Below are 16,847 nucleotides of genomic sequence, written 5' to 3'. Positions count from 1 at the left end.
CATGAAAAAACCGCCCGGAGGCGGCGTCGATGTTCAGATCACATAGAAGATGATCATGGAGTCAGGTCGAGCTCCACGATCCCATTTGCGCGCCCCGGAGGGGGCGGCCGGCGGACGGCCCTGTCGCCTTGTCCTGGCATCAGGCGCGCGGCTTCTCCCGCATCTCGAAGGTCTCGATGACGTCATCGATCTTGATGTCGCTGTAGCCGACACCGATACCGCACTCGAACCCTTCGCGCACCTCGGTCGCGTCGTCCTTGAAGCGACGCAGCGAGGAGACGGTGAGGTTGTCGGAGATGACGACCCCGCCGCGGATGAGACGGGCCTTGCTGTTGCGGACGATCGTGCCCGAGCGGACCAGAGCACCGGCGATGTTGCCGATCTTCGGCACCTTGAAGACCTCGCGGACTTCCGCGGTGCCCATCTGGACCTCTTCGAACTCCGGCTTGAGCATGCCCTTGAGGGCCGCCTCGATCTCCTCGATCGCCTGGTAGATGACCGAGTAGTAGCGGATGTCGACGCCCTCGCGCTCGGCCAGGTCGCGCGCCCTGACCTCGGGACGCACGTTGAAGCCGATGATGACCGCGTTGTCGTCGGCGACCGCCAGGTTGACGTCGTACTCGGTGATCGCACCGACGGCGCGGTGGAGCACCCGCAGGCGCACCTCGTCACCGACGTCGATCTTGAGCAGCGCGTCTTCCAGAGCCTCGACGGAACCGGAGACGTCACCCTTGATGATGAGCTTGAGCTCGTCGACCTGGCCCTTCTCCATCTCGCTGAAGAGCTCTTCGAGGGTGCGGCGACGGCCGGACTTGGCCATGTCCGCGATGCGCTTGCGCGCCGCGCGCTGCTGGGCGATCTGGCGTGCCATCCGGTCGTCGGTGACGACGATGAAGTTGTCACCGGCACCCGGCACCGCGGTCAGACCGAGGACCGCCACCGGACGGGACGGGTCGGCCTCCTGGATCGCCTCGCCCTTGTCGTCGAGCATCGCCCGGACGCGGCCGAAGGCCTCGCCACAGACGATCGAGTCGCCGACCCGGAGCGTGCCGCGCTGGACCAGCACGGTCGCGACCGGACCACGGCCCTTGTCGAGGTGGGCCTCGATGGCGACGCCCTGCGCGTCCATCGTGTCGTTGGCCCGCAGGTCGAGCTCGGCGTCCGCGGTGAGCAGGATGGCCTCGAGAAGGTTCTCGATGCCGGTCCCGTTCTTGGCGGAGATGTCGACGAACATCGTGGTGCCGCCGTACTCCTCGGCGACCAGGCCGTACTCGGTGAGCTGGGCGCGCACCTTGCTCGGGTCCGCCCCCTCCTTGTCGACCTTGTTCACCGCGACGACGATCGGCACGTCGGCCGCCTGGGCGTGGTTGAGCGCCTCGATGGTCTGCGGCTTCACACCGTCGTCGGCCGCGACGACCAGGACGGCGATGTCGGTCACCTTGGCACCTCGGGCACGCATGGCGGTGAACGCCTCGTGACCCGGGGTGTCGATGAAGGTGATCTTCCGGTCCTCGCCCTCGTGCTCGGCGGCGATCTGGTAGGCACCGATGTGCTGGGTGATGCCACCCGCCTCCTGCGCCACCTCGTTGGTGTTGCGGATGGCGTCGAGCAGCTTGGTCTTACCGTGGTCGACGTGACCCATGACGGTCACCACCGGCGGGCGCGCGACCAGGTCGGACTCGTCGCCCTCGTCCTCGCCGAACTCGATGTCGAAGGTCTCCAGGAGCTCGCGGTCCTCCTCCTCCGGGCTGACCACAAGCAGGTTGTAGTCGAGCTCGGCGGCCAGAAGCTGGAGCGTCTCCTCGTTGACCGACTGCGTGGCGGTCACCATCTCGCCCAGGTGCAGCATGATCTGCACCAGGGACGCCGGGATCGCGCCGATCTTGTCGGCGAAGTCCGACAGGGAGGCGCCACGCGACAGGCGGATCGTCTGCCCGTTGCCGCGAGGAGCCTGCACGCCGCCGATCGCCGGGGCCTGCATGTTGTCGAACTCTTGACGCCGCTGGCGCTTGGACTTGCGACCGCGGGTCGGACGTCCGCCGGGACGGCCGAACGCGCCCGCGGTGCCTCCACCGCGGCCACGGCCACCGCCACCGGGACGGCCGGCGAAACCGCCGCCACCGCCACCGGGACCACCGGTTCCGGTGCCGGGACGACCAGCGCCGCCACCGCCACCCGGACGGCCGGCGAAACCGCCGCCGCCACCGGGACGACCGCCGCCGCCGCCGGGACGACCGGCACCGCCACCGGGGCGACCGGCGCCGGCGCCGCCACCGGGACGGCCCGCGCCGCCACCGGGACCGGCGGGCCGGCCCTGCGGCATCATCATCGGGCTGGGTCGCGGACCACCGGGACGCGGACCGCCGGGGCCACCCGCACCGCCACCGGGACGCGGGCCACCCGCGCCGGGACCCGGACGCGGGCCGGCCGCACCGGGCGGACCTGAACGGGCGCCGGGCGGACGGGGACCGGCGTTGTCGCGACCCTCGCGGGGACCGCGATCCTCACGCGGACCGGGGCGCGGCCCCCTGTCGCCGGGGCCGCCGTCGCGGCCGGGGCCACCGGGACCACCGGGACCGCCGGGACCGCCGGGACGCGGCGGACGGGCCTGGCCCATGCCGCTGGCGTTCGACGAGAACGGGTTGTTACCGGGGCGCGGACCACGCGGGCCCGGACGCGGACCCGGCTTGGGCGCACCCGCGCCGGCACCGGGCCTGGGCCCCGAGGGCGCTCCGCCGGGGCCACCCGAGGGACGACCCTCTGGACGTGCCTCGGGGCGCGCCGCCGGACCGGGGCGCGGAGCGGGCCGCGGGCCCGGCTTGGGACCGGAGGCCGCCGGGCGGCCGCTGTCGCTGCGGGGCGCCTCGAAGCGCGGCGGCTGCACCTGCGGCGGCTGCTGCCGCGGCGGCTGCGCCTGCTGGGGCTCCGGCCTGGGAACGACCGGCGGGGCCTGCGGCGCGGGCGCCGCGGGACGAGCCGGTACGGGACCCGGTCGCGGTCCCGGCCGAGGGGCCGGTCCCGGCTTGGGGATGGATGTCGGCGCCGAGGAGACGCCGTTCGGCTGGCCGTCACCCGGCCGAGGTGCCGCCTGAGGCGGCCTGGGGCCTCTGCCCCTGTCGGACGAACCCTTACTGGGGCCGCCCAGCGCTTCCGTGAGCCTGCGGACTACCGGTGCTTCGATAGTCGAGGACGCCGAACGCACGAACTCGCCCATCTCCTGGAGCTTGGCCATGACGACCTTGCTCTCCACACCGAACTCCTTGGCGAGCTCGTATACCCGGACCTTCGCCACTGCACTCCCTTGTCTCGGCCCGGGAGGCGGTGCCGCCGGACCGTCGTTACGTTGACGTACTCATCGCCGCATGCTCATCAGGCGCTCATAGCTATCTGACCAGCCCATCAAATCGGCGTCCTACATGACAGTCGGTAACCATTTCACCCGATCCTTTCAGCCTGTTGCTCTTCCAGGTGGCCACGCAGCCGCGACAGGTCGAGCGGAACCGCAACGCGAAACGCACGCGGAAACGCTCGGCGACGCTCTGCGAGTTCGAGACAGCTCAGGGTTGGATGCAGTGAAGCACCACGCCCCTGGAGCCGTCTTCGCAGGTCGGGGACTATGACGCCCTCGACCACCACCAGGCGGAGCAGCTCGGAGGAAACCGTGCGAACCCGGCACCCCACACACGTTCTCAGTGGGGCAGCCTGGCCACCATATTCCAGCTTACCGTGTGGACGCATCTGCGGAACCTGCCGCGTCCCCCGGTTGGGTGTCGGGGCGGATGTCGATGCGCCAGCCGGTGAGGCGATTGGCCAGCCGGGCGTTCTGCCCCTCCTTGCCGATGGCGAGGGAGAGCTGGTAGTCCGGCACGGTCACCCGCGCGGCGCGGCCGTCGGAATCGATCACCTCTACATGGGAAACACGTGCCGGTGACAGGGCATTCCCCACGAACTCCGCGGGGTCCTCCGACCAGTCGATGATGTCGATCTTCTCACCGTGCAACTCGGTCATCACGTTGCGCACGCGCGAGCCCATCGGGCCGATGCAGGCGCCCTTGGCGTTCACCCCCGGCCGCCGCGACCTGACCGCGAGCTTGGTGCGGTGACCGGCCTCGCGGGCGATGGCGGCGATCTCCACCGTACCGTCGGCGATCTCCGGCACCTCCAGCGCGAAGAGCTTCTTCACCAGCCCGGGGTGGGTGCGCGACAGGGTCACCGAGGGGCCCTTGTGCCCCTTCTTGACCTGGACCACGTAACAGCGGATCCGCTCGCCGTGGACGTACTCCTCACCCGGGACCTGCTCGCTGTGCGGCAGCACCGCCTCGATCTTGCCGAGGTCGACCAGGACCACCCTCGGGTCCTTGCCCTGTTGGATGACGCCGGCCACCAGCTCGCCCTCGCGGCTGGCGAACTCCCCGAAGTTGATCTCGTCCTCGGCGTCACGGAGCTGCTGCAGGATGACCTGCTTGGCGGTGGTCGCGGCGATGCGGCTGAAGTTGCCCGGGGTGTCGTCGAACTCCCTGAGCACCTCCCCGCTCTCGGAGTCGAGTTCGGCGGCGAAGATGGTCACGTGCCCGGACTTGCGGTCGAGCTCGGCGCGCGCCTTGGCCGCCGCGCCCTCGCTCCGGAAATATGCGATCAGCAGCGCGTCCTCGATCGCCTTGACGACCAGGTCGAAGGAGATGTCCTTCTCCCGCTCCAGGCTGCGCAGGACGCTCATGTCGATGTCCACGAGGCTCCCCCTTAGCCCTCGTCGCCGTCTTCGCCGTCGTCTTCGGCGTCGTCGAGCCGGCGGAATTCCACCTGAACCCGTCCTCGGGTCAGGTCCTCATAGTCGATGCGGCGCGGCGCGCCGTCGACGTCCAGCTCCACGCCGGTCTCGTCGGTGGCGACGATCCGGCCCTCCACGGCGGTGCCGTCCCTCAGGTCGGCCTTGACCAGCCTCCGTACCGCGCGGCGCCAGTGGCGCGGCTCGGTGAGCGGGCGGTCCACCCCCGGGGAGGAGACCTCCAGCACGTACGGGGCGCCTCCCATCGCGTCGTCGGCGTCCAGCGTCGCGGAGACCGCGTGGCTGACCTCCGCGACGTCGTCGAGGCTCACACCGCCGTCACGGTCGACGACGACACGCAGCAGCCGCCTCTTGCCCGCGGGGGTGACCGTGACGTCCTCCAAGTCGAGCCCCTCGGCTCCGACGACAGGTTCCAGAAGCTTCATCAGGCGGTCGCGGGATGTGGCGTTGCCCATGCCGACCTCCCATTGTCACGATCTCAGCCGGGCGGACCTCGCCCATGCGATTAACCAGCCTATCCACACCAGGGCGTGGAAACAGCGCCACTCGGTGTGGCGGAGCCGTCCGAGAAGCGAGGTGGGTGCCATTATTCCAAGCCCGTACGATGCTAGGTGCGTCAGCTGCCGACACAGAACCGGAGGTCGTCCGTGCGTTCCGTCTCCCGGCGCGCCCTGTTGCGGGGCGGCGCTCTCGGGGTGGCGGCCGTGGCCGCCGCGGGCTGCGCCGCCGAGGAACGGGTGCCTCCGGTGGCCGAGCGTCCCGATCCCGAGACCGTGCTCCTGCGGGAGCTGATCGCGGGCAAGGAGCGGACAGTGGCCCTGTACGCCTCGGCCCCCTCGGCCAGGCTCGTGCCCTTCAGGCGGCGGCACGAGGCCCATCTGGCCGAGCTCCGCCGCCGCCTCCCGCCCGCCGCCTCCGCCTCCGCGACACCCACCCCTTCGCCTTCGCTCTCCGGCGGCGCGTCCGCGGGCGGCAAGGTGTCGGTGCGGGCCCTTCGCGATCTGGAGCGCAGGGCGGCCGCGCTCCGTGCCCGGCAGGTCGAGGGGGCCTCGCCCCCGCTGGCCCAGCTGATCGCGTCCATCGGCGCCTGCGAGGCCGCGCACGCCCTGGCCCTGTCGAGATCGCTGTGAGGGCCGACCGGGGACTCGAAGCGGCGCTGGCGGCCGAGCATGCCGCCGTGTACGCGTACGGAGTCATCGCAGCCAGGAGCACGGGGAGGCTGCGCACCGAGATGACGGCGGCCTACAACGCCCACCGCGCCCGCCGTGACCAGCTCCGCACCATGATCATCGAGATGGGCGGCACCCCGGCCGAGCCGACGGCGGTCTACGAGCTCCCGGTCACGCCGTCCACGGCGGCGCAGGCGGTGGAGCTGGCCGTGCTGGTCGAGCGGAGGGTGACCGGCACCTACCTGGAGCTGACGGCCTCCGCCGACACGGCGCTGCGCAAGATGGCCGCGCTGGCCATGCAGGAGTGCGTCACCCGCTCCTACGGCCTGCGCCCGGAGATCGACACCTTCCCCGGCATGCCGCCCGCGCCCGCCGCCTCCCCGGGCTCCTCACCCACCGTCTCCCCTCCGGCGACCGCCACCGATTGACTTTCACCGATGGCCGCTTTCCCGTTTCCCGGAGTGACAAGCTGGTCAGCGCGGTATCGACGCCTGATTACGGCCCCGGCGTTCGTGAAATGAGATTCAAAACCGCTTTCGAGCATGTTTGTACGGTGCCTGCCGGGTAGCTGAATCTCCGTGAAACACGCCTGAGGAGGAGCAATGGGCTGGGGATACCGGAAATCCATGAAGTTCGGTCCGTTCCGTCTTAACCTTTCGCGGAGTGGAGTGGGTCACAGCTGGGGAAACCGCGCCTTCAGAGTCACCAAGACGGCAGATGGGCGCCGCACGCTGAGCGTCAACCTGCCCGGCGGATTCCACTGGCGCAAGACGATCGGCGGCGGCGCGCGCCGCTGACGGGCGTTTCCCGGGAACCGTTCGCGAACGCCGGTCGTTCTTCTGACACGGCACGAGGTTCGGGGAGAGAACAATGGGCTGGGGATACAGAAAGTCGATCAAAATCGGTCCCTTCCGGATCGACCTGTCTCCACGAGGGGTCGGCCACGGCTTCGGTAATCGCAGATTCCACATCGCGAGAACTCCCGACGGCCGCAAACACGTGACCGTCAACCTGCCCGGCGGATTCCACGTGGGCAGGACGATCGGCCGGAGTTCCCGTTACCGTCACCGCTGAGACGGGACCACGGACACGAAGGAGCGGCCCACCCGCGCGGGTGGGCCGCTCCTTCACATGCGCGGTGACGCGGGACGAACCCGCGGGTTCACTCCCGGCAGGCCGCGGCGACGCGGTCGACCGCCTCGGCGAGCGGGATCTCCTCCTTGGTGCCGGTGGCGCGGTCGCGCAGCTCCACGACGCCCTGGGCGAGGCCCCGGCCGACGATCAGGATCGTCGGCATGCCGAGCAGCTCGGCGTCCTTGAACTTCACGCCCGGCGAGACACCGGGGCGGTCGTCCACCAGAACGCGCAGGCCGCGCCCCTCCAGTTCCTCGGCGATCTCCACAGCGGCCTCGATCTGACCGTCCTTGCCGGTGCCCACGATGTGCACGTCGGCCGGGGCGATCTCGCGGGGCCACCGCAGGCCGAGTTCGTCGTGCCGCTGCTCGGCCAGCACGGCCACGGCGCGGGAGACGCCTACGCCGTAGGAGCCCATGGTGATGCGGATCGGCTTGCCGTCGGGGCCGAGGGCGTCGAGCTTCGCGGCGTCGGCGTACTTGCGGCCGAGCTGGAAGATGTGGCCGATCTCGATGCCGCGGTCGATGGAAAGGCCGGAGCCGCAGACCGGGCAGGCGTCGCCCGCGCGGACCTCGGCGGCCTCGATGGTGCCGTCGGCGACGAAGTCGCGGCCCGCGACGACGTCCGCGGCGTGTTTGCCCGGCTCGTTGGCACCGGTCACCCAGGCGGTGCCGTCGACCACGCGGGGGTCGACGAGATAGCGGATGCCGAGATCCCGCAGGACCTGCGGGCCGATGTAGCCGCGGACCAGGCCGGGGTGCCTGGCGAAGTCCTCGGCCTCGAAGATGGCGGGCTCGCCGGGGGCCAGGGACGCCTCCAGCCGCTTGAAGTCGACCTCGCGGTCGCCGGGCACGCCGACGACCAGGGTCTCGGTCTTGCCGGAGCCCGGGACGGTCACCTTGACCACGATGTTCTTGAGCGTCTGGGCGGCGGTGATGCCCAGGCCGTGGTGCTCGTTGACGTGGTTGACCAGCGACTCGATGGTCGGGGTGTCGGGGGTGTCGAGCACCCGCATGGCGGGACGCTCGCCGGCGCCCTCGACAGCCGGGGCGGGGGTGACGACGGCCTCCGCGTTGGCCGCGTAGCCGCAGTCGTGGCAGGCCACGAAGGTGTCCTCGCCGGTGGCCGCGGGGGCCAGGAACTCCTCCGAGGCCGACCCGCCCATCGCGCCTGACGTGGCGAAACAGATCTTGTAGGCGATGCCGAGCCTGTCGAAGGTCTTGATGTAGGTCTCGCGGTGGCGCTCGTAGGAGTGCTTGAGACCCTCGTCGTCGAGGTCGAAGGAGTAGGAGTCCTTCATGACGAACTCGCGCCCGCGCAGGATGCCGGCCCGGGGCCTGGCCTCGTCCCGATATTTCGTCTGGATCTGGTAGAGGGTCACCGGATAGTCCTTGTAGGAGGAGTACTCCCCCTTGACCATGTCGGTGAACATCTCCTCGTGGGTGGGACCGAGCAGGTAGTCGGCACCCTTGCGGTCCTTGAGGCGGAAGAGCGTGTCCCCGTACTCGGTCCAGCGGCCGGTCGCGTCGTAGTACTCACGGGGCAGGAGCGCGGGGAAGAGCACCTCCTGGCCGCCCATGCGGTTCATCTCCTCACGCACCACGCGCGTGACGTTCTCCAGGACCGTCTTGCCGAGGGGGAGCCAGGAGTAGACACCGGGGGCGACGCGGCGGACGTAACCGGCGCGGACGAGCAGCTTGTGGCTCGGGACTTCCGCGTCTGCCGGGTCGTCCCTCAGCGTTCGAAGAAACAGCGACGACATGCGCAGCAGCACGGCTACTCCTAGCTAGTGGGGATCGATGCTCTACAGGCTATCGAGTCCGGCAAGCCGATTGTCTGCCATCGACCGCTTTAGATTCCGGTGGTGAAGAAGACGAAGTGGAAGGCCCCGAGGGCCAGCGCGATCAGCGCGGAGCAGATCCGGTCACGCCTGCGGGCCAGTGAGATCAGCATTCCCACCGCGAGCACGAGCATGACCGCCGCCCCCCATGGCCAGAAGCCCGGCACGAACTCGGGGCCGGGCATCATCTTGTCGGTGCCTTCGAACAGGGCCAGCCCGACCGCCCCTCCGGCCGCGAGACCTCCCCAGCGGTCGGGGCGCTTGGTGAGGTAGGAGAGGACCCCGATCGTCACGAGATTGACGACCGTGAGATTCATCGTGGCGCCGTCGTCGCCAAGACTGGTGAGCCAGTCCCCCGGTTCGAAGAGGGTGGCGCTCAGCGTCGAGAGCAGCACTCCGAACGCGGCGAGCACACTGGAGAGCACCGCCCAGCCGAAACCGGCCGCGGTCCGTCCCACGACGACGGCGAGGAGGACGTACGCGTACGGGTTGTAGATCGCGTTGGGCAGGCCGGGCCCGTAGGCCGACAGCGCTCCGACGCCACCCAGCAGCATCCCCACGAAGAGCGAGAGGACCATGTGCCGGAGAATGGCGCGATCCCGTCGGTCCCCCGCAACGAAGTCAAGCGTGTAGTTGCGTTCTACCAAAGCCACCGATCCCCCGATCACATGTACTCGTGGCCACCGGCAGTATATCTGACCTGCGCTAACACCCAGAGGGAGGCAAACTTCACGAGACAAGCGAGCGCTTGGTTATGCTGTTGCCGTGAGTCTTTTCGCGAGCGTTTCCCCACCCCTTTCCGAAGAGCGGCTGGAGCTCCGCGACGCGGTCCGCTCCTTCCTCGCCCGGCACCCGGACGCCCCCTGGGTCCGGTTCGCCGCCGAGCTGGGCGTGGCCGGCCTGGCGGTCCCCGAGGAGTACGGCGGCGCGGGCTGCGGCATGGCCGAGGCGGCCGTCGTGTGCGAGGAGATCGGCCGCGCCCTGTCGCCCCACCCCTACCTGCAGACCGCGGTGCTGGCCGTGGAGGCGATCAAGGCCGCCGGCGACCGGGCGGCCATGGCCAGGCTGCTCCCCGGGATCGTTGAAGGCACCGTCACCGCGACCGTGCTGCTCCCCGGCGACGCCGAGCTGGTGCTGGACGGCGACCGGCTGACCGGGATCGCCCGGTACGCCCTGGACGGCGAGCTGGTGCTGGCCTACGCGGGCGGCGTGCTCCTCGAGGCCGCCCCCTCCTCTCGCACGCCGTTGCCCACCCTGGACCAGACCCGCCCGCTCACCGCGTTCGCCTTCGACGCCGTCCCCGCCGTCCGGATCGGCTCCGGCTCGGCGCACGAGCGGGTCCGCGACCTGGCGGTCGCCGCACTGGCCGCCGAGCAGGTGGGCGGGGCGGACCGCTGCCTGGAGACCGCGGTGGCCCACGCGAGACAGCGCCACCAGTTCGGCCGCCCGATCGGCTCCTTCCAGGCGGTCAAGCACAAGCTCGCCGACGTGCTCCTGTTGGTCGAGTCGGCCCGCTCGGCCGCCCTGGCCGCCGCGCGCGCCCCGCTGGAGGAGCTTCCCGTCCGGGCCGCCGTCGCGGGCTCCTACTGCACGGAGGCCTACCTGGCCGCCGCGGGCGAGAACATCCAGGTGCACGGCGGCACCGGCGTCACCTGGGAGCATCCGGCCCATCGCTACTTCAAGCGGGCCACCTCGGACGCCCAGCTCCTCGGCACCCCGCAGGCGCACCGCGCCCGCCTGGCCGCCGCCGCGGGCCTGTAGGGAGGGCGCCTCACGCGTCGGCTTGTTGAGGTCCCGGCATGCTGGTAATCTCGCCAAGCGAGCGCTTGGTTAAGTGAGGGGCCTCGGCCGGGGGTCGGATGGACACACAACGGAGGCGTGGATGACGTCCCTAAGGATCAGCCTGGGCTACGAACTGGAGGTCCGCGGACGCTCCCGGGAGGTCGAACAGCAGGCGTTCCGCAACGTGATCGACCAGGTGGTCCTCGGAGACCGGCTGGGGTTCGACACCGCGTGGTTCGTCGAGCACCACTTCACCCGGGGCTTCTCCCACTCCTCGGCCCCCGACCTCGTGCTGGCCGCCGTCTCCCAGCGCACCGAGCGGATCCACCTCGGCCTGGGCGTGGTGCTGCTGCCCTTCCAGTCGCCCATCAGGACCGCCGAGCGCGTCGCGACCCTCGACGTCATCTCCGGCGGCCGGGTGGAGTTCGGCACCGGACGGGGCGCGTCCCCGCTGGAGTACCAGGCGTTCCAGAAGCCCTTCGAGAGGTCGCGGCAGATCTGGGAGGACTCGCTGGAGGCCACCCTCGCCATCTGGAACGCCGACGGCGAGCCGATCAGCCGGTCCAACGAGTTCTTCGAGATCCCCGACGTCTCCGTCTACCCCCGGCCGGCCCAGGTGCCGCACCCTCCCGTGTGGGTGGCGTCCACCTCCCTGGAGGGCTACCTGGCCGCGGCCAGGCACGGTTACAACCTGCTGGGCATGACGATGCTCAAGGGCCTCGACGACGTCGCCGAGGACATCGCGAGCTACCGGCAGTGCCTGGCCGACAACGGCTTCGACCCCGACAGCCGGCGGGTCGCGCTGATGATCCCGTGGTTCGTCGGCGGCACCAAGGAACGGGCGTTCGAGATCGCCTCCGACCCGGTCCTGTGGTACATCCGGCGCCAGGTCAACCTGGTCACCCCTCCCGACTACTACGACGCCCGGCACGCCACCCACAAGGTCCTGGGCCAGCTCGCGGCCGGCATGCCTCCCGATGAGGCCATGGCCACGCTCCGCGAGCACCACATGGTCGTGGTGGACGACGTGGAGGGCTCCCGGAAGGCCACGGCCCGCATCGCCGAGGCCGGGGCCACCGACCTGATCCTGCAGGCACAGGTGGGCGGCCTCGCCCACGAGCACGTCTGCGAGTCGATGCGGCTTTTCATGACCGAGGTGATCAATTGACGACGAACCCGGCGGCCCGCGACGACGGTGCCGCGCCCGCCTCGACCGCGGCGCCCGCGGGAACCGTCCCGATCGGCGCGCCCTCCGTATGGCTGACCAGGGACGACCTCGCCGCCGGTGGCCGTAGCGCGTCCGGGCTGCTGCTGGTCTCCGCCGACGCCGGCAGCGTGACCCCCGCGGGCGAGGTGGGCGAGCTGACCGCCGCCTACGCCGCCGCACTGCGGGCGGCGGGCGTGGACGGGCGGGACCGGGTGGTGGCGGCGCTGTCGGGCGACGGCGAGCTGGCGGGCCCGCAGTGGGCGCGCGCCGCCGCCGAGGTCGCGGCGGCGGGCGCCTCCGTCGGCCCCCGGGGCAGGCTCAGGCTGCACCACGCGCTGGAGTCGCTGGGCGCGACCACCCTGGTGATCACGCCGACCGGCGCGATGGACCTGCTGGCCCGGCTGCACCTGGAGTTCCTGCTGGACCCGCTGGACCTGGGCCTGCGGCACGTCGTGCTGACCGGGGAGATCGCCTCGCGCCGCACGATGGCGCATCTGGCGACGGAGTTCGGGGCACGGGTGACGGAGGTCTACTGCTCGCCGTTCACCGCGGTGCCGCTGGGCTGGCGGTCCTCGGAGTCGGCGCCGCTGACCCTGCTCGTGCCCGGCTCGGTGGGCCTGGCCCCGCTGGAGAAGGACGAGCTGCAGGCACCGCCGTACGCCTCGGGGCCGGCCGAGCTGGTCGTCGCCGGCGCGCGGGCCGGGGAGGCGGTGCGCACCGGCCAGGTGGTCCGGGTCTCCGGCGGTGAGGCGATCCCCGCCCCCGAGCACACGGTCGGCGACCACGTGCTGGTGCGCGGGGTGTGGGTGTCGCTGAACCGGATCCAGCGGGCGATCAACAAGATCGACGGAGTCTCCGGCTGGGAGCTGGGCGTCTCGCGGCAGGGCACGCTCGACGCCGCGGTCCTGACCGTGACCTTCAAGCGGGAGAGCCTGGTCGGGAATCCCATGTGGAGGTCGCGCCTGCAGCAGTCGCTCAAGGCGCTCACCCCGGTCACGATCGCCGTCGAGATCTCCGACCGGATCTCGGAGACGGTCTCCCCCGGCGTGGTGAACGACACGCGAGGCCACCACCTGGGCAGGGATCGCACAGCCATCGCCCGCTGATCCACGAAAGGCGCGACCGCTATGGAAGTACCCGGCTGGCGGACGATTCCCCGCATGCTCCGCGCCCTGGCCGACGATCATCCCTCGGACGTCGTCGTGGACGACGGGACGGTCCGGCTGACCCTCGCCGAGCTGCGCGACCGGGCGGGCGAGGTCGCCAGGGGCCTGATCGCACTGGACGTGCTGCCGGGCGACCGGGTCGCCGTCTGGGGCCCGAACGACGCGCACTGGGTGATCGCCGCGTTCGGCGTCTGGGACGCCGGCGCGGTGCTCGTACCGCTGTCGTCGCGCTACAAGGGCATCGAGGCCGCCGCGACGCTCCGCTCGACCGGGGCGAGCGTGCTGATCACCGGGCACGGTCACGACGGCGCCGTGCCGGCCGACCTGCTGGCCGAGGCCGCCGGTGAGACGGGCGGCGGCCTGCCCTTCGCCGGCCTGCCGGACCTGCGGCACTCGATCGTGCCCGAGGGACTGGAGCGGCCCGGCTCGGCGCAGCCCTCGCAGGTGCTCGCCGCCGGCTCCCTCATCGGGCGCGCAGAGGCCGAGGAGCGCGCGCTGGCCGTACGACCTGACGACCTGTGCGAGATCATCTCCACCTCGGGCACCACGGGCACGCCCAAGGGCGTGATGCTCGAACACGGCCGGATGCTGCGCGGCTACTGGGACTGGGCGGAGATCGTGACGCTCGGCCCCGGCGACCGCTACCCGGTGATCGCCCCGTTCGCGCACGGCTTCGGGCTCAACGCCGGGCTGCTGGCCTCGGTCATGCGCAGGGCCACGATGATGCCGATCGCCACGTTCGGCCCCGACCGGCTGGCCGCCCTGATCCGCGACGGCGGGATCACGATCCTGGCCGGGCCTCCGACGCTGTTCCACCGGCTGCTGGAGGAGACCGAGATCGGCGAGCACTCGGTGCGCGTGGCGATCTGCGGTGCGGCCTCCGTCCCCGCCGAGCTGATACGCAGGCTGCTGGAGCGGATCGGCCTGGAACGCATGATCAACGCGTACGGGTTGATGGAGGGCACGGTCGTCTCCATGACCAGGGCCGACGACCCCGTCGAGGTCGTCGCGGGCAGCACGGGCCGCCCGGTGCCGGGCATGGAGGTGCGGATCGTCGACGACGACGGCCGGGAGGTGCCGCGCGGCGAGCGCGGCGAGGTCCTCGTCCGCGGGTACGGGGTCATGCGCGGCTACTGGGGCGAGCCGGAGAGAACGGCCGAGGTGATCAGGGACGGCTGGCTGCACACCGGCGACATCGGCGCCCTCGACGCCCGCGGCGACCTCGCGATCGTGGACCGCAAGAAGGAACTGTTCATCGCCGGGGGGTTCAACGTCTCCCCCGCCGAGGTGGAGGGACTCCTGCTGCGGGAGGGCTCCCTGGACCAGGCCGCGGTGGTCGCGGTGCCCGACGAGCGGATGGGCGAGGTCGGCTGGGCGTTCGTGGTCCCGAGGCAGGGGGCGGCCGTCGAGCCGGAGAAGGTCATCTCCTGGGCCCGCGACAACATGTCCAACTACAAGGTGCCCAGGCGGGTGGTCGTGGTCGACGCCCTTCCCGTCACCGGCAACGGGAAGATAGACAAACGCGCCCTGCGCGCGCGGACGACCCCGTAGACAGCGTGCGAGCAGGCCCCGGGAACGGGCCGGCGCACGGGAGCGGGCGTCTCGGCGGCACGTCCTCGCGGGGAGTTTCCCGGGGAATGCGGAGAACCTCCGGGGCACATGCTCCCGCGGGAGACCGGGCCCGCCGGGAACACCGGGAACACCGGGAACACCGTGTGCGCAGGGAATGTTCGGAGATATTGGAAACGTATCCGCCGGGGGCCCCGTGCCGGATGACCGGTTCGATCACAACGGACCGCCGAGACTGGCCCGGCGGGCACCGGTAATGGAGAATCGCGTCATGAGCGCCAGCACCCTGGGAGGCGATGTGTCGCTGAGAGTCGCGATCGTGGGGTCGGGGCCCGCCGGGATCTACACGGCCGAGGCCCTGCGGAAACAGGCCACCGTGCCCCTGCGGGTGGACGTGCTGGAGCGGCTGCCGACCCCGTACGGGCTGGTGCGCTACGGGGTCGCCCCCGACCACACCTCGATCAAGTCGATAGCGGGCTACCTGCGCGGTGTGCTGGAGCTTCCGGACGTGCGGTTCCTCGGCGGTGTCGAGTTCGGCAAGGACATCGGCGTCACCGATCTGCTCGACTGCTACGACGCCGTGGTCTACTGCACCGGCGCGATGGTGGACCGGCGGATGGGCATCCCCGGCGAGGACCTGCCGGGCAGCGTGGCCGCCACCGACTTCGTCAACTGGTACTGCGGCCATCCCGACATGCCCGGTGACCGCTTCGTCCTCGACAGCCCCGAGGTCGCGGTGGTCGGCGTGGGGAACGTGGCGGTCGACGTGGTGCGCGTCCTGGCCAAGACCGCCGACGAGCTGCGCGCCACCGACGTGCCGCAGGAGGTGCTCGACCGGCTGGCCGCCAGCGAGGTGAAGGCCATCCACATGATCGGCCGCCGGGGGCCCGAGCACGCCAAGTTCACCCTGAAGGAGCTCAGGGAGCTGGGCGAACTGGCCAACGCGGACGTGCAGGTGCGGCCCGAGGAGAGCGCCGCGGACGTCTCGACGGCGTCCCGGCAGATCAGGGGCAACGTCGAGGTCCTGCAGAGCTGGGCGGCCCGCGGCCTGACGGGCCGTCCCCGGCGGCTGGACGTGCGGTTCTGGATGCGTCCGGTGGAGATCCTCGGCGAGGGACGGGTGGAGGCGCTCAAGCTGGAGCGAACCCGGCTGCTGGACGGCCGGGTGGTCGGTACCGGCGAGTTCGAGACCCTCCCGGTCGGCATGGTGCTGCGCTCGGTCGGTTACCAGAGCGTGCCGCTGCCCGGCGTTCCCTTCTCCGAGGCCACCATGACCGTGCCGAACGAGGCCGGCCGGGTCCGCGACCGCGAGTACGTGGCGGGCTGGCTCAAGCGTGGTCCCAGCGGTGTGATCGGCACCAACAAGTCCGACGCCGCCGAGACGGTCCGCACCCTCCTCGCCGATCTCGCCGGCCGCGATCCGGTACACCGCACGGACCCGGACGAGCTTCTCGCCTCCCGGGGCATCTCGCCGATCACCTACGAGCACTGGCTGGACATCGAGGCCGCCGAGGCGACACTGGCCAGGTCCCTCGACCGGGGCGAGCGGGTGAAACTCCTCGGTCTCGCCGCCATGCTCACCGCCTGCGGCCGTCAATGACGCGGCCGCGGCCACGCCCGGAGAACCGGGGCGCGGCCGCGGCCAGAACGTTATTCGCCGCTCTGCTCGCCACCCGAAGCGTCGGGGCCCTGCCCCTCCGCCGGGCCCTGCGGGTCGACGCCGCCGTCACCGCCGTCACCGTTGTCACCGCCGCCGCCGCCGTTCTGCGGCGCGCAGGAGATCACGAAGTTCGCCTTCTTGGAGACGACCTTGCGCGGGCTCAGCACCTGGAGCGCCTGCCAGCCCTTCAGGTCGCCGCGGAAGGTGGCGCGATCCTTCAAGGTCTTCGTCCCGTTCACCTTGACGGTCTTCACGGCACTCTTGGAGCCGTCGCCCCTGAGCCAGCGGTAGGCCACCACGGTGGGCGCGCTCACCTTGATCTTCGCCGTGAAGCCGACGGTCACCGGGCACTTACCGGTGTGCTTGGCCGGACCCGCCTTCACCGTCACGGCCACCTTGGGCTTCGCGGGCGCGGCCGCCGCGGCGGCCGGAGCCGCCTGCGTCATCAGCAGTACGGCCAGCAGGGACCCGGCCAGCGCGGAGAGTCCCTTGAGTCTGTTCATGTCATCCCATCGCCGAGTGATCGAACTCCGA

General features: G+C 71.1%; 16 protein-coding genes. 9 read left to right on the top strand and 7 right to left on the bottom strand.

What is annotated here, in order from left to right; all coding sequences use genetic code 11:
* Positions 1-139: 139 nt before the first annotated feature.
* The 4 genes from infB to rimP all read right to left on the bottom strand — a co-directional run bounded on the left by infB (position 140) and on the right by rimP (position 5,241).
* Complete coding sequence (gene infB / locus AB0J58_RS31990) at positions 140-3,292, bottom strand: translation initiation factor IF-2 (RefSeq protein ID WP_364222834.1); 3,153 nt, start codon at positions 3,290-3,292, stop codon at positions 140-142.
* Between the two features lie 143 nt (positions 3,293-3,435).
* Positions 3,436-3,738, bottom strand: a complete 303-nt coding sequence (locus AB0J58_RS31985; RefSeq protein WP_343968962.1) for a YlxR family protein — start codon at positions 3,736-3,738, stop codon at positions 3,436-3,438.
* Positions 3,722-4,729 (bottom strand): transcription termination factor NusA, encoded by a 1,008-nt coding sequence (nusA, locus tag AB0J58_RS31980; RefSeq protein ID WP_343968960.1) that lies wholly within the window; start codon positions 4,727-4,729, stop codon positions 3,722-3,724. Before nusA ends, AB0J58_RS31985 begins: the two co-directional genes overlap by 17 nt.
* Before the next feature lie 11 nt (positions 4,730-4,740).
* Entirely contained in the window at positions 4,741-5,241 is a 501-nt protein-coding gene (rimP, locus tag AB0J58_RS31975) for a ribosome maturation factor RimP (protein WP_343968958.1), read from the bottom strand.
* Between the two features lie 192 nt (positions 5,242-5,433).
* Here rimP and AB0J58_RS31970 point away from each other — a divergent pair, with 192 nt between their 5' ends.
* The 4 genes from AB0J58_RS31970 (at position 5,434) to AB0J58_RS31955 (ending at position 7,029) form a co-directional block, all read left to right on the top strand.
* On the top strand, positions 5,434-5,916 hold the full coding sequence (locus AB0J58_RS31970; protein WP_364222831.1) for a hypothetical protein: 483 nt from the start codon (positions 5,434-5,436) through the stop codon (positions 5,914-5,916).
* Positions 5,913-6,383, top strand: a complete 471-nt coding sequence (locus AB0J58_RS31965; protein WP_364222828.1) for a ferritin-like domain-containing protein — start codon at positions 5,913-5,915, stop codon at positions 6,381-6,383. Before AB0J58_RS31970 ends, AB0J58_RS31965 begins: the two co-directional genes overlap by 4 nt.
* A 174-nt stretch (positions 6,384-6,557) precedes the next feature.
* Positions 6,558-6,752, top strand: coding sequence for a DUF4236 domain-containing protein (locus tag AB0J58_RS31960; RefSeq protein ID WP_343968952.1), 195 nt, complete (start codon positions 6,558-6,560; stop codon positions 6,750-6,752).
* A gap of 73 nt (positions 6,753-6,825) precedes the next feature.
* Positions 6,826-7,029 (top strand): DUF4236 domain-containing protein, encoded by a 204-nt coding sequence (locus AB0J58_RS31955; protein WP_343968950.1) that lies wholly within the window; start codon positions 6,826-6,828, stop codon positions 7,027-7,029.
* Positions 7,030-7,117: 88 nt separating this feature from the next.
* On the opposite strand, the gene AB0J58_RS31950 is transcribed toward AB0J58_RS31955, so the two are convergent.
* Together AB0J58_RS31950 and AB0J58_RS31945 are read right to left on the bottom strand one after the other, a co-directional pair.
* The gene (locus tag AB0J58_RS31950) at positions 7,118-8,863 is read right to left on the bottom strand and encodes a proline--tRNA ligase (protein ID WP_364222825.1); all 1,746 of its coding nucleotides are present in this window, start codon (positions 8,861-8,863) and stop codon (positions 7,118-7,120) included.
* A gap of 77 nt (positions 8,864-8,940) precedes the next feature.
* A complete protein-coding gene (locus AB0J58_RS31945; RefSeq protein ID WP_364222822.1) occupies positions 8,941-9,507 on the bottom strand; it encodes a hypothetical protein in 567 nt (188 codons plus the stop codon).
* 187 nt (positions 9,508-9,694) lie between these two features.
* Here AB0J58_RS31945 and AB0J58_RS31940 point away from each other — a divergent pair, with 187 nt between their 5' ends.
* From AB0J58_RS31940 to AB0J58_RS31920, 5 genes are all read left to right on the top strand, one after another.
* Positions 9,695-10,690, top strand: coding sequence for an acyl-CoA dehydrogenase family protein (locus tag AB0J58_RS31940; protein ID WP_364222819.1), 996 nt, complete (start codon positions 9,695-9,697; stop codon positions 10,688-10,690).
* Between the two features lie 121 nt (positions 10,691-10,811).
* Positions 10,812-11,879 carry an LLM class flavin-dependent oxidoreductase gene (locus tag AB0J58_RS31935; protein WP_364222816.1) on the top strand — a complete coding sequence of 356 codons (1,068 nt, stop codon included), beginning with the start codon at positions 10,812-10,814 and terminating at the stop codon, positions 11,877-11,879.
* Positions 11,876-13,024, top strand: coding sequence for a hypothetical protein (locus AB0J58_RS31930; RefSeq protein ID WP_364222813.1), 1,149 nt, complete (start codon positions 11,876-11,878; stop codon positions 13,022-13,024). The genes AB0J58_RS31935 and AB0J58_RS31930 overlap by 4 nt, the downstream gene beginning before the upstream one ends.
* Before the next feature lie 21 nt (positions 13,025-13,045).
* Complete coding sequence (locus AB0J58_RS31925; RefSeq protein WP_364222810.1) at positions 13,046-14,635, top strand: AMP-binding protein; 1,590 nt, start codon at positions 13,046-13,048, stop codon at positions 14,633-14,635.
* Between the two features lie 289 nt (positions 14,636-14,924).
* Positions 14,925-16,253 carry an FAD-dependent oxidoreductase gene (locus AB0J58_RS31920; RefSeq protein WP_364222807.1) on the top strand — a complete coding sequence of 443 codons (1,329 nt, stop codon included), beginning with the start codon at positions 14,925-14,927 and terminating at the stop codon, positions 16,251-16,253.
* Between the two features lie 50 nt (positions 16,254-16,303).
* Here the strand turns inward: AB0J58_RS31920 and AB0J58_RS31915 are convergent, their stop codons facing one another.
* Positions 16,304-16,816: a hypothetical protein gene (locus tag AB0J58_RS31915; RefSeq protein ID WP_364222804.1), complete on the bottom strand. Its 513-nt coding sequence runs from the start codon at positions 16,814-16,816 to the stop codon at positions 16,304-16,306.
* Between the last annotated feature and the right edge of the window lie 31 nt (positions 16,817-16,847).

Origin of the sequence: Streptosporangium sp. NPDC049644 (assembly GCF_040675205.1) — a bacterium.
GTDB classification, from domain to species: Bacteria; Actinomycetota; Actinomycetes; order Streptosporangiales; family Streptosporangiaceae; genus Streptosporangium; species Streptosporangium fukuiense.
This window is presented reverse-complemented; position numbering and strand designations above follow the sequence as displayed.